Consider the following 12,892-nt stretch of genomic DNA (forward strand, 5'->3'; position numbering starts at 1 on the left):
GCCATGCCCCGCGCCGACGTGCGCTTCCAAAACGACTTTCTGCCCCCCAACGAAGCCGCGGCCTTGTTTCTGGAGCTGACCAACGGCATTGCGTGGCGGCAAGAAGCAATTCACCTGTTTGGCCGCGCGGTGCCGCAGCCCCGCCTTATTGCCTGGCACGGCGACGCCGGCGCTACTTACCGCTACTCGGGCTTGCAGCTGCAGCCCGAGCCGCTCACGCCTGTGCTGCATGCCTTGCGCCTGCGCCTGCAGCAAGCCACCGGTGCCGCGTACAACAGCGTGCTGCTCAACCTCTACCGCCACGGGCAAGACAGCATGGGCTGGCACGCCGACGACGAGTCCGAACTTGGTCCCGCTCCCGTTATTGCTTCGCTGAGCCTAGGTGCCACGCGGCGCTTTCGGTTTCGGCCGCGTAGCGGGGCCGGTTTCGAAGCGGCGCCCGTGTCGCTCGAGTTGCCCGGCGGCAGCCTGCTGCTGATGCAAGGCCCCACGCAGCACAACTGGCAGCATGCCCTGCCTAAAACGGCCCGCTCAGTGGGTCCGCGTATCAACCTCACGTTTCGTCGCATCGTGGCCTAGGTGGCGGCGGGCGCAACGGCGCGCACGAAAAAGCCGGCCCCGCACTGCGGGGCCGGCTTTTTTGTGCGGTGGTAATGGCGTGCTTACTTCAGCTCGATAAGCAAGCCTAGGTAAGCTAGGCGGCCGATGCCGGGGCCACCGTATACCTGCACGTTGTTGTTGTTGAGCAGGTTGGAAGCACCCAGTTGCAGCGTGGTGCCCAGCTTGGGCAGCGTGTAGCCGGCCGAAGCATCAAGCGTGCTGTAGTCGCTAACGGTGCCGGTGGCAAAGGGCATTTCCTGCAAGTGGCGCTCCACCCAGCGGTAGTTTACGTTGTAGTGGAAGTGCTGGCCCACCTGGCCTTCGGCGCCCACGTTATACTTGTGCTTGGGCGTGTTGAAGAACGTTACGAAACCTTGGGGCAGGTTGTCGCGGTCGAGCACGTTCAGCGAGTAGTTGGCCGAGAGGTGCAGGGCCTGAGCGGCGTAGTACGTAAGGCCCACGGCGCCGCCGCGCGTGTGCACCTCCTGCTCGTTGTTGTTGTACACAAACAGGTAGCGCGTGGGCTGGCCCGGCCCAAAGTTGGCGCGCTGGGCCGTTTGCAGCTGCTGCTGCGTGGGGCGCGTGCCATCGGTGTTGCCCACAAAGTAAGTGGCCCCGATGAAGTCGTTGTAGCGGCTGGTGTAGAAGTTTACATCGGCGTACAGCTTGGGCAGAATAACGCCTTTGTAACCCACCTCCAAGGTGTTTACGCGCTCCAGACCTAAGGGCTTCACGTTCAGCTCGAAGGTGCTGAGCGGCGCCGTGCCAAGCGGCTGGCCCTGGCTGTTCACGAGGCTGTAGCCCTGGTAGCCGTTGCCGATGTTGCCTTGGTACACACGCCCGATAATATCCACCTGCGTGTATTGCTCCAGCTGCGCCGGGCTGCGGAAGGCCGAGCCAAAGCTGCTGCGGAAGCTGTGCTGCTTTTCGGCACCAAACGAATACACGGCCGACACCCGCGGCGACACAGCCGCCTTAAAGTTCTTGAACTCATCGACGCGGACTGCGGCGGCCAGCTTCAGGTGGTCGTCGAGCAGGGTTTGGGTAGCCTGGGCGTAGGCGCCATACTCGTGGTTGCGGACGCGGTTGCCCGGCGTATCGGCAAAAATGCGGCCGCCCGAGCCTAAGCGGTACGCGCGGTAAGCGGCGCCCACGGTCAACTGCGTAGCCTCGGCCAGCTTAAACTGGCGCTGGCCGCTCACGTCGTGCAAGTACGAGTCGAGGTTCATCTTGGCGCCCCGGTTCACCGGGTCGTCGTTGCCTATGAGTTGCTGGCGCAAAGTGGCAAAGCGCGGATCGGTGCTCTTCAGCATGGTGCGCGCGGCCTCCGCCTGCGCCATAGCCAGGGCCTGCTCCACGGTGCGGTTGGCGCCGCGGGCCTGCTTGTACACGGCGTTGTAAGTGCCAATGTATTGGTCGGCGTAGCTTACCGTGGCGCCTTCCTGAGCCGGGGCAACGGTCAAGAACGAGCCCAACAGGTTCAGCTCGTACGAGTCGCCGCTGAAATCCTTGGTGGTGTAGGCCCGCAAAAAGCCCTTCGAGCTTTTCAGCTCTAGGCGGTATTGGTTGATGCCTAGGTCCTTGATGCGGAAACGGCTCAGGTTTTGGTACGTGGCCGTGCCGGCGGCGCGGCGGGCGCTCAACGTCAGCTTCAAGTCGTCGCGCAGCAAGTACGCGAGGGTACCTTCCACCCGGTACGAGCGGGTCTTGTTGTCGTCGGCAATAAGCTCCTGCTCGGTGTAGCCAGGGGCGTACAGGCGCCGGCCGTACAGCTCGGGGCTGGTGCCGCCGGGCAACTGCTGCTGGGGCGTAAAGGTGTAGCTCAGGTCGCCGTAGCGGTTCACGGCGTCGTAACCCAGGGGCGAGCCTTCGGCGTTGGCCGAGGTGGCGTTGGCCTCGTAGTTGCGGGCTATCCAGTCGTTGGCCGTGAGGTAGCTGCCCGTTACTTTAAAGGCCAGCTTATCGGTAATGCGGCGGGCGTAGCGCAGTTGCCCATCGAGGAAGTTGCGCTGGCCGCCGCGCAGCCGCATCGTCAGCCCTTCGTACACAAACGGGTCCTTCGAGTTAAACAGCACCACGCCGTTGAAGGCGTTAGCGCCGTACAGCGCCGAAGCCGGGCCGTGCACAATCTCGATGCTTTCCATGTCGACCTCCGGAATGCCCACCAGGTTACCGGGGCTGAGGTTGAGCGAAGGCAGCTGCGAGTCGGCGTAGTCGTAGAGCTGAATTACGCGCTCCGATTTGGCCGTGTTGAAGCCGCGCGTGCTGATGGAGGTAAACAGCATCGAGGCCGAGTTCACGTCGACGCCCTTAAACTGGCCCAAACCAGCCAAAATTTCGGGCGTCGAAACGCGCTCGATCTGGCGGCCGGTAATCTTTTCGACCGTTACCGGAGCGCGCATAATTTGTTCCTCCACGCGCGAGGCCGATACCACGGTTTCGTTTAGTTGCTGCGGGCTAGCCGACAGGCCCACGCTCAGTTGGTTATCGGGCAAGCGCAGCTCCAGCTCCTGGGTTTGGTAGCCCACGTACGAAACCACGAGCACCACCGGCTGGCTGCCAAAGGGCGCCTCGAGCCGGAACTTACCGAACTGGTCGGTGCTGGTACCGATAAATGTGCCTTTCACGAACACGGTAGCGCCCGGCAGCGGCATGCCTTCGTCGGTCCGCACCACGCCACCTAGGGCCTGCAGGGCGTTGTCGGCAGCAGAGCGGGGTGGTTGCGCGGCCGGTCCTTTATTGCCCGCCGGGTTGTCGGTTTGGGCCATGGCAACCGGGGTAGCCTGCGTAAGCAAAAGCCCCGATAACATCAGGGGGTAACAGTACTTCATTGCAAAGGGTGTGTGGGGAAATTTGGAAACGGATGTCAAGCTTACTCACGCGCGGCGCAGCACAAGGCTCCAACTCGCCCAACAAGCCGAAATCATAGCCGAATACCGTTGGGCTTTAGCTGGGCAATTGGCCTTAGGTGCCCACAGGCACCAAGCGCGCTCAGGAGCAGCTAGGGCCAAAAGCCAACCGCCCGGCACCGCTGCCGAGGAGGCAGGGTACCGGGCGGTTGGCGCCTGGTAGCGGCTAACGCAGCTGCTACTTAATGTCGACGAGCAGGCCCACGTAGGCCAAGCGGCCAATCTGCGGACCGCCGTAAATCTGCACGTTGCGGCTGTCGAGTACGTTCGAGGCCCCTACTTGCAGCGTGCTCGAGTACTTGGGCAGGGCGTAGCCTACGTAAGCATCCAGGGCGCTGTAATCGCTCAGCTCGCCAACGGCAAACGGCGTTTCGTAGAGGTGGCCTTGGGCCCAGCGGTAGTTCAGCGAGTAGCTAAACTGGCCAGCGGCACCGTTGGCACCCACGTTGTACTTGTGCTTGGGCGTGTTGAAGAACGTCTGGAACTCGGGGTCGGCAATGTTGTCGCGGTCGAGCACGTTCAGCGAGTAGTTGGCCGTCAGGTTCAGGGGTTTAGCCACGTTGTAGCTTAGGCCAATGGCCGCACCTTGGGTGCGCACCTCCTGATCGGCGTTCGTCCATACCTGCAGCACGCGGGTGGGCAGGGCCTTGTTCTGGAACTGCGCGGGCGCGGCGGCCTGCAACTCCTGCGGCGTGGGGCGCGTGCCGTTGGTGTTGCCGATAAAGCGGCGGCCACCAATAAAGTCGTTGTACTGGCTGCGGAAGTAGTTGATGTCGACGCTCAGCTTGTTGGCAAATACGCCACGGTAGCCGCCTTCGTAGGTGCTCAGGCGCTCCAGTTTCAGCGGGGCCAAGTTGATAGCGCTGCCCACGCCTTGCGCCGTGAGGGCGTAGCCTTGGTAGCCGTTGCCCACGTTGCCAAGCAGCAATACTTGGCCTACATCGAGGCGGATGTACTGATCGAGCTGGGTGGGCGAGCGGAAGGCGCGGCCGTAGCTGGCCCGGAAGCTGTGTTGCTTGTTGGCACCGGCCGAGTATACAACCGAGGCCCGCGGCGACACAGCCGGGTCGAAGTTCTTGAAATCATCCACGCGCACGGCCAGCGCCAGCTTCAGGCGGTCGTCGAGCAGTTGGTGCGCCAGCTGGGTGTAGGCACCCATTTCGTGGTTCTGGATGCGCTCGTTGTCGTCCGAAAACAGGTTGCCGTTCGAGCCCAAACGGAATTTGCGGTACGCCGCACCCAAAATCAGGTCGGTTTTGCCACCCAGGCGGAAGTTGTACTGCGCGTTGCCTTCGTTCAGCAGCGAGCTGGCGTTCAGGCGCGCGCCGCGGCCAGGCGTTGCGTCCTTGATAATGGCCGCGCGCAGCTGGCTGAACCGCTCGCTGTTCGGGTCGAGTTGCTGCTTGTTGGCCTCGCGCTGGGCCACCTGCAGGGCTTGTTCGGCCGGAAGGCCGGCTGCACGAGCTTGCTTGTAAGCAAAATTGTAGGTGCCGAAATATTGCTGCGCGTACGACGGAGCGTTGGCACCCTCGGAAGTTGGAGAGGTCTGAAGAAACGAACCTAGGAAACCTAGGTCGTAGCTGCTGTTGCCGAAGTCCTGGGTGGAGGAGCCGCGCAAAAACCATTGCTCGCCCTTCAGTTCGCCGCGGTACTGGTTGGTGCCGAAGTTGCGTAGGCGGTAGCGGCTCGAGCTTTGGTAACTGGCAGTGCCGCGGGCCAGGCTGGCGCTTACGGTGGCCTTCAGCTTATCGGTAAGCAGGTACGATACCGTGGGCACTACCTTAAACGACCGGGCTTTGTCGTCGTCGGCCACGAGCGTTTGCTCGCTAAAGCCCGGCATGAACACCGTTTTGCCCACCAGCTCGGGGCTAACGCCCGTTGGGAAAGGCTGGCCGGTCCGGAAGGTGTTCGACACGTCGCCGTAGCGGTTCACGGCGTCGTAGCCCAAGGGCGAGTTGGCGTCGTTGTTGGTCGGCACCACGCGCTTGCTGGTCGGGTCGAAGTTGTTGGCCAACCAGTCCTGACCGGTGAGGTAGCTGCCTACCACCTTAAGGGCGAGTTTGTTGCCAAACTTCTTGGCGTAGCGCAGCTGCCCGTCGAGGTACGTCCGTTCGCCGCCGCGCACGCGGGCGCTCAGCCCTTCGGTCACAAACGGGTCTTTCGAGTTTAGCAGCACCACACCGTTGAAGGCGTTGGCGCCGTACAGCGCCGAAGCCGGACCGTGAATCACTTCAATGCTGGCAATATCCAACTCCGGAATGCCCGTGAGGTTGCCCGAGTTAACGTTGAGCGAAGGCGACTGGGTATCGAAGTAATCGACCAGCTGAATTACGCGCTCCGATTTAGGAGAGTTAAAGCCGCGGGTGCTGAGGCTGCTCATCACCATGCTGCTCGAGTTCACGTCGATGCCTTTGTAGTTGTTCAGGCTGGCCAGCACATCGGGCGGAGGCACGCGCATAATCTGCTGCGCGCCTACTTTCTCAATGGTTACGGGTGCCTGTTGCAACGATTCTTCCACGCGCGAGGCCGCCACTACCACTTCGTTCAGGGTTACGGCTTCGTTCAGCGTAACCACCACATCGGGAGTGGGCTTAGTCAGTTCCAACTCGCGGGTTTCGTAGCCCACAAACGAGATGGAGATAACCACGGGCCCGCGGCTGAAATCGGCGGGCAGCGAAAACTGCCCTAGGTAGTTGGTGCCGGTACCGATAAGGGTGCCTTTCAAGAAAACAGTAGCGCCGGGTATAGGCTCGCCAGCATCGTTGCGTACGACGCCGCTAACACCGGCTTCCGACTGGGCAAGCGCAGGAGCTGCTAACAGCGCGCCGCCCAAAGCAAGCAGGCAGGGGTATAGTTGCCGCATAAAAAAGGTGTGAAAAAGAAGAAAGAAAAAGCGGAGCGAAGAGTGCCGAAGATCATTCGGCAAACGTGCAAAGATCAGGAACTTTATAGAATTCTATATTCCTCGGAAAAGCACAGCAAGAAATATACAGCCGAGAAGTAATAGTCCAATTCATGATTTTTGTCATAAACCGGGCGGTGGCGCATGCGCGCCGCGAGCCTGCGCTGCTATTGTAGGTTAGAGTAGCCTGAAAGCTGTGTTTCGTGCGAGCTTCCTGTTGCAAAGCCAGAGGTGCTCAATGGGTGGGCTAATAAAGCATCGGTTGGCATCTAAAAACAGGTGGCACAGCTCGGTACACCGGTGGTCGGCTTAGGTCCTTAGTAGGCGGCATCTGGTAATTGCGCCACAAATGCGGGCGCGCAGAAGTACACAAGGGCATACAAAGAACTAAGGAAGATTACGCGAATAGGGCGGTAGCGTAACTGGTTGGCTAGTAGTGCCCAAAGGTAAGCGCAGGCATTGCCGCGGCCAAACAAATGCGCTAATACGATGCTTTTCCGGGCTGAAGGCAGGAGTTTCCTATGTCAACCACCGTATCAAACCACTAATTTGGCACGTTTGCCTGGCCTACCCGCACCCATGACCTCCAACGCTCCCCAACCTGCCGCATCACACAACCAAACTGAAAAAGAGCAGCTTACCGTAATGGGTGGCGGCTTGGTAGGCTCGTTGCTGAGCTTGTACTTGGCCCGGCACGGGCACCGGGTGCAAGTGTTCGAGCGGCGGCCCGATCCGCGCCGGGCTGGCGCCGACGGTGGCCGCTCCATCAATTTGGCGTTGTCGGACCGCGGGTGGCGCGCCCTAGAGGGCATTGGCATTGCCGAAGCCGTGCGCGAAGTGGCCATTCCGATGTACGGCCGCGTGATGCACGACGCGCAGGGCAACCTCAGTTACCAACCCTACGGGCAGCCGGGGCAGGGCATTTACTCGGTGTCGCGCGGGGGGCTAAACCGTCGCCTGCTCGATTTGGCCGAGGCCGAGCCTAACATTCAGCTCAACTTCGGGCAGCAATGCCTCGAGGTGGATTTGCGCGGCCAACAGCTGCACCTGCGCGACGCCGCCACCGGCCAGGAAAAGCACCTAGGGTACCAGCGCCTGTTTGGCACCGACGGCGCCTTTTCGGCTGTGCGCGGCTCCATGCAGCGCACCGACCGCTTCGACTACGCGCAATCATACTTGGAATATGGCTACAAGGAGCTGACCATCGCGCCGGCCGCCGACGGTACCTGGCAGCTCGAAAAACACGCCCTGCACATTTGGCCGCGCGGGCGCTACATGATGATTGCCTTGCCCAACCTCGACGGTACCTTCACGTGCACGCTGTTCTTTCCCTTCGAGGGCGAAGAATCGTTTGCTGCGTTGCGCACGCCCGAGCAGGTGCAGGCATTCTTCGAACGCGTATTTCCGGATGCCGTGCCGCTGATGCCTGAACTCACCGACGACTTTTTTGGCAACCCCACCGCGTCGCTCGTTACGGTAAAGTGCTTTCCGTGGGCGCACCAGGACGATGTGGTGCTGCTCGGCGACGCGGCCCACGCCATTGTGCCGTTTTACGGCCAGGGCATGAACGCCGGCTTCGAGGATTGCACCGTACTGGATGAGCTGCTGCGCCAGCACCCTGGCAATTGGCACGCCGTGTTTCAGGAGTTTCAGCGTGTGCGCAAGCCCAACGCCGACGCCATAGCCGATTTAGCGGTGTACAACTTCGTGGAGATGCGCGACAAGGTGGCCGATCCGAAGTTCTTGTTGCAGAAGAAAATAGAAAGCAAGATTGCCGCGCAGTACCCCGATCAGTGGTTGCCGCTGTATTCGCAGGTTACGTTCTCGCACCGCCCCTACGCCGAAGCCTGGGCCAACGGCCAGCGGCAAGACGCCATTATGGGCCGCCTGATGGCCCACATCCGCACCGAAGAAGACTACGACCGCTCTGAGGTGCAGCAACTGGTGCAGCAGGAAATGGCGCAGGTAGATAAGTAACAGGTTACAGGTAACACAGGACAGACGCCGCTGCCGCCGAGCACGGGCATCGGCCTACACTAGCCAGCCGGCACCTAGGGCCACTGCGGCCCCGAGGCCCAGCCCTGCAGCAACCTGCGCCGGCGTGTGCGCCCGCAACGCCAGGCGGGCCCAGCTCACGGCGGCTGCCACCCCGCCCGCGGCCAGCAGCCACCTAGGGCCACAGGAGCCGATGGGGTAGGGGCCCAGCACCAGCAGTAGCAGCAGGCCCAACGCACCGCCCATGCCGACGCCGTGCGCCGATATTTTCCAGCGCAGCGTGATGCCCAGCGTGAGCACAACGGCCAGCGTAATGCTGCCGAGCATTAGCAACAGCAGCGGGGCTCGGTAAGCTGCCGTGCTGCCCAACAGTGCCGTGGCCGCCCCGAAACCTAGGGCTGTAAGCAACAAGGGCACGGGGCGTTGGCGACGTTCGTATAGCTCAACCGAACTAATGCGCCCGGCGCGGTACAGCAGCCACGTGCCCAGGCCTGGCAGCCAAAACGTAAGCAGCCACACCCACAGCGTCAGTTGCCAGCGTGCCTCCGTTGCCAGGGGCAGCAGTGCCGTTGGCATACCATAGGCCAACATCAGCACCAGGTAAGTGGGCACCAGCAGCGGATGAAACACAGCCGACAGACCGAAGGCCAAGCGGTTTTTCAATGAAAAAGGAAGAATGAAAAAGCAGAAACGAAGCGGACTGCCCACTTGGCTCGTCCTTTCTCATTCCTCCTTCGTCCTTAACTTATTATAGCTCTTTGCGCAAACGTGCTACCGGAATGTTCAGCTGTTCGCGGTATTTGGCCACGGTGCGGCGGGCAATGTTGTAGCCGCGGGTGTTCAGCATCTTTTCCAGCTTGTCGTCGGAGAGCGGGCGGCGCTTGTCTTCGGCCTCAATGATTTCTTTCAGAATGTGCTTCACCTCGCGGCTCGACGCGTCCTCGCCCGAGTCGGTAGCAATGCCCTCCGAGAAAAAGTACTTAAGAGGATAAATGCCAAACTCCGTCTGCACGGCTTTGGAGTTGGCCACGCGCGACACGGTGCTGATATCCATGCCAATTTCCTGGGCTATGTCCTTCAGAATCATGGGCCGCAACTTGCTCTCGTCGCCTTCCAGGAAGAAATCTTTCTGGTAGCGCACAATGGAATCCATGGTGCGCAGCAGGGTTTGCTGGCGCTGCTTGATGGCGTCGATAAACCACTTGGCCGCGTCGAGCTTCTGTTTCACAAAGGTCACGGCTTCCTTCAGCTTCTTGTCCTTCTTGGCGCCCTTGTCGTAGGCCTGAAACATTTCTTGGTAGTCGCGGCTCACGCGCAGGTCGGGCGCGTTGCGCGCGTTTAGCGTGAGGTGCAGCTCGCCGTTGTCGTTCGTCAGGATAAAGTCGGGGATGATGTACTGCACCCGGCCCCCGCCGGTAGGGTCGGAGCCGCCTGGCTTGGGGTTAAGTTTCAGAATCAGGCCGATAGCTTCCTTAATTTCCTCGTCGGTCAGGTCGAGGCGCTGCTGAATTTTGGGGTAGTGCTTCTTCGTGAACTCGTCGAAGGTTTCCTCCAGAATGCGCTGCGCGTGCTCCACCACGTCGTCGTGGGGGCGGCGGTCGAGCTGCAGCAGCAGGCACTCGCGCAAATCGCGCGCGCCAATGCCGGGCGGGTCAAACGTCTGAATTAAGCGCAAGGCCTGTTCAATTTCGGCCTCGGTGGCTTCGATGTTTTGCGAAAAAGCCAGGTCGTTGGCAATGGCTCCTAGGTCGCGGCGGATGTAACCGTCGGCATCAATGGAGCCAATGAGCTGGCGGCCAATGGCCTCGTGCTTTTCGTCGAGGTCCATAAAGCGCAACTGCTCGAACAGAGAATCGGTGAGCGTGCTGCCGGTGTCGGCCAGGGGCATGTCGCGTTCTTCCTCGTCGCCGCCGGTATCGCCCTGCATTTTGTAGCCGGCTATTTCGTCGTCGTTGAGGTAGTCTTCGAGGTTCAAGTCGTCCGAGTCCTTGGTTTCGCTGGTGTCCTCGTCGCGGGGCATTTCCAGCTCGGGCTCCGGCGTTTCGTCAAAGTCTTCGTCGAGAATATTCTCGTCGTTGTCGTACTCCTCGCCTTCGGCCGGGGTGTCGTCGGTATCGTCTTGGTCGTCGCCGAAATCGTCGTCGGCATCGTCATCGGCCATGTCGGCCTCTTCCGCATCGCCTTCTTCGAGCGCGGGGTTGGCTTCCAGCTCTTCTTTAATGCGCATCTCCAGCTCTGCGGTGGGTATCTGCAGCAGCTTGATGAACTGTATTTGTTGGGGCGACAGCTTCTGCGAGAGAAGCTGTTTCATGTCTAGTCGTTGCATAACTCGGTACGCGTGCGTCGGCTGCCGTGGGAGGGCGCCGCTTCTGCCAAAGATAGCCTTTTGTGTACTTCGGTTTTAGGGCAAAGGTTGGTGCACGTAGGCTGTTTTGGCGCAGGTGGCTTTAGCCCGCAGAGGGCGCCGAGGCTTTCGCAGAAGGCGCCGAGCTTTGCGTCATCTGCGGAAGCCTCGGCGCCTTCTGCGGGCTAACTAACGTCGGCGTAGTATGGCGGGCTTACGACACTTACCGCTATTTTTGCCCGCTCATTCTCATTGCCAACACAATGTCCGTCAGAAGATCAAGCGTAGAGGCGCTGCTGGCTAGCCAAGAGCTAGACCGCGAAGTGCTCGTGAAAGGTTGGGTACGCACCCGCCGCGGCAACAAATACGTGCAGTTTATCGCCGTAAACGACGGCTCCACGATCAATAATCTGCAGGTAGTAGCCGACGCTGAGAAGTTTCCGGAGGAAACGCTGAAGGACGTGGCCACCGGCGCCTGCGTGGCCGTGCGCGGCACCTTGGTAGCCTCGCAGGGCAAGGGCCAATCGGTTGAGATTCAGGCCACGGAAATTGAGGTATTGGGCAAAGCCGACCCCGAAACGTACCCGCTCCAAAAGAAAGGCCACTCGCTGGAGTTCCTGCGCGAAATTGCGCACCTGCGCCCCCGCACCAACACCTTTGGCGCGGTGCTGCGCCTGCGCCACGCGCTGGCGTTTGCCGTGCACCAGTACTTCAACGACCGCGGCTTTTTCTACGTGCACACGCCCATCATCACCGGCTCCGATGCCGAGGGTGCCGGGCAGATGTTTCGGGTAACCACGCTGCCCGAGCAAAACCCGCCGCTCAACGAGCAGGGCCAGGTAGATTACAAGGAAGACTTTTTCGGCAAGGCCACCAACCTCACCGTATCGGGCCAGCTCGAGGGCGAAGTAACTGCCATGGCCCTTGGTAAGGTGTACACCTTCGGTCCCACGTTCCGGGCCGAGAACAGCAACACGGCCCGGCACCTGGCCGAGTTCTGGATGATTGAGCCGGAAATGGCGTTTTTCGACCTGCACGACAACATGGACCTGGCAGAGGACTTCCTGAAGTACCTCGTGCGCTACGCCCTGGAGAAGTGCCCCGCCGATCTGCAGTTCCTCAACGACCAGTACGACAAGGAACTCCTAGGTCGGTTGCAGTTCGTGATTGACAACGACTTCCAGCGCCTGACCTACACCGAGGCCGTGGAAATTCTGAAGTCGGCCAAGCAGAAATTCGAATTCCCCGTGGACTGGGGCACCGACCTGCAGTCGGAGCACGAGCGGTACTTGGTGGAGAAGCACTTCAAGAAGCCCGTAATCCTGACGAACTACCCGAAGGACATCAAGGCATTCTACATGAAGCTCGACGAGGACGGCCGCACCGTGCGCGCCATGGACGTGCTGTTCCCCGGCATCGGCGAAATCATCGGCGGCTCGCAGCGCGAGGAAGACCTAGGGAAATTGCAGCAGCGCATGCAGGAAATGCACGTGCCCGAAGAAGACCTGTGGTGGTACCTCGACCTGCGCCGCTTTGGCTCGGCCCCGCATTCGGGCTTCGGTCTGGGCTTCGAGCGGCTGGTGCTGTTCGTGACGGGCATGACGAACATTCGGGACGTAATTCCCTTCCCGCGCTTCCCGAAAAACGCGGAATTTTAAGCGGCTCTAAACTTTACACGAAAAAGCCAGCACGCTGTAGCGCTGGCTTTTTCTGTTTACAAGAGTTTCAAAACCGCCTTTTCGTAGAAATTCGCGAACCGATCAGGCTTGTTGCGGGAGCAAATACTGGTGTACAAATAAGGACTGACTTGCGGCCCCAGGTCGAGGATGCTTTGGGGTTTAACATCCCGAAGCCAACTGTAAATTAGGTAGTCGGTGTCTAGGTTAAAGCTGCTGCCGCAAGCGGCCGAACTGCCGCTGCTTTGCACCGAAAGCGTATCTGTTTGGGCCGAGCCTTTGTAAAGATGCTTTACCCGGAAAATATACCGCACCAGCCCGCCCACTTGCGTTTTGCTCACGAGAGTTCCCGCAAATATTACGTCGGCTTGCCGGTAGCTTTTGCGGATGCCAACCTCCACGCAGGAGCAGGCCATACTTGGGGCCGGCGTTGCTGCCAGCAGCGCTGCTACCAATAGCCCGTTGC

At 60.5% G+C, this 12,892-nt stretch carries 8 protein-coding genes; 3 read left to right on the forward strand and 5 right to left on the reverse strand.

Annotation, left to right across the window (positions count from 1 at the left end; genetic code table 11):
- Window positions 1–3: 3 nt before the first annotated feature.
- Window positions 4–579 (forward strand): alpha-ketoglutarate-dependent dioxygenase AlkB family protein, encoded by a 576-nt coding sequence (locus D3Y59_RS14290; protein WP_240410381.1) that lies wholly within the window; start codon window positions 4–6, stop codon window positions 577–579.
- Window positions 580–662: 83 nt separating this feature from the next.
- Here the strand turns inward: D3Y59_RS14290 and D3Y59_RS14295 are convergent, their stop codons facing one another.
- The gene (locus tag D3Y59_RS14295) at window positions 663–3,431 is read right to left on the reverse strand and encodes a TonB-dependent receptor (protein ID WP_119445654.1); all 2,769 of its coding nucleotides are present in this window, start codon (window positions 3,429–3,431) and stop codon (window positions 663–665) included.
- Window positions 3,432–3,687: 256 nt separating this feature from the next.
- Window positions 3,688–6,372 (reverse strand): TonB-dependent receptor, encoded by a 2,685-nt coding sequence (locus D3Y59_RS14300; RefSeq protein WP_119445655.1) that lies wholly within the window; start codon window positions 6,370–6,372, stop codon window positions 3,688–3,690.
- 618 nt (window positions 6,373–6,990) lie between these two features.
- Between D3Y59_RS14300 and D3Y59_RS14305 the strand changes: the two genes are divergently transcribed.
- Complete coding sequence (locus tag D3Y59_RS14305) at window positions 6,991–8,388, forward strand: FAD-dependent oxidoreductase (protein WP_119445656.1); 1,398 nt, start codon at window positions 6,991–6,993, stop codon at window positions 8,386–8,388.
- Between the two features lie 54 nt (window positions 8,389–8,442).
- Here the strand turns inward: D3Y59_RS14305 and D3Y59_RS14310 are convergent, their stop codons facing one another.
- Both D3Y59_RS14310 and rpoN read right to left on the reverse strand, forming a co-directional pair.
- Window positions 8,443–9,069 carry a hypothetical protein gene (locus D3Y59_RS14310; RefSeq protein WP_119445657.1) on the reverse strand — a complete coding sequence of 209 codons (627 nt, stop codon included), beginning with the start codon at window positions 9,067–9,069 and terminating at the stop codon, window positions 8,443–8,445.
- Between the two features lie 85 nt (window positions 9,070–9,154).
- Window positions 9,155–10,732, reverse strand: coding sequence for an RNA polymerase factor sigma-54 (gene rpoN, locus D3Y59_RS14315; protein ID WP_119445658.1), 1,578 nt, complete (start codon window positions 10,730–10,732; stop codon window positions 9,155–9,157).
- A 281-nt stretch (window positions 10,733–11,013) separates the two neighbouring features.
- Between rpoN and asnS the strand changes: the two genes are divergently transcribed.
- The gene (asnS, locus tag D3Y59_RS14320; RefSeq protein WP_119445659.1) at window positions 11,014–12,408 is read left to right on the forward strand and encodes an asparagine--tRNA ligase; all 1,395 of its coding nucleotides are present in this window, start codon (window positions 11,014–11,016) and stop codon (window positions 12,406–12,408) included.
- Window positions 12,409–12,464: 56 nt separating this feature from the next.
- Here asnS and D3Y59_RS14325 read toward each other — a convergent pair whose 3' ends face one another.
- Window positions 12,465–12,767: a hypothetical protein gene (locus D3Y59_RS14325; protein ID WP_162910801.1), complete on the reverse strand. Its 303-nt coding sequence runs from the start codon at window positions 12,765–12,767 to the stop codon at window positions 12,465–12,467.
- Window positions 12,768–12,892: the final 125 nt, after the last annotated feature.

Source organism: Hymenobacter oligotrophus (assembly GCF_003574965.1).
In the GTDB taxonomy this organism is placed as follows: Bacteria; Bacteroidota; Bacteroidia; order Cytophagales; family Hymenobacteraceae; genus Solirubrum; species Solirubrum oligotrophum.

Coding starts and splice junctions, on each gene's coding strand:
- D3Y59_RS14295 (WP_119445654.1), bottom strand. CDS start 3,431: ATGAAGTACTGTTACCCCCTGATGTTATCGGGGCTTTTGCTTACGCAG.
- D3Y59_RS14300 (WP_119445655.1), bottom strand. CDS start 6,372: ATGCGGCAACTATACCCCTGCCTGCTTGCTTTGGGCGGCGCGCTGTTA.
- D3Y59_RS14305 (WP_119445656.1), top strand. CDS start 6,991: ATGACCTCCAACGCTCCCCAACCTGCCGCATCACACAACCAAACTGAA.
- rpoN (WP_119445658.1), bottom strand. CDS start 10,732: ATGCAACGACTAGACATGAAACAGCTTCTCTCGCAGAAGCTGTCGCCC.
- D3Y59_RS14290 (WP_240410381.1), top strand. CDS start 4: ATGCCCCGCGCCGACGTGCGCTTCCAAAACGACTTTCTGCCCCCCAAC.
- asnS (WP_119445659.1), top strand. CDS start 11,014: ATGTCCGTCAGAAGATCAAGCGTAGAGGCGCTGCTGGCTAGCCAAGAG.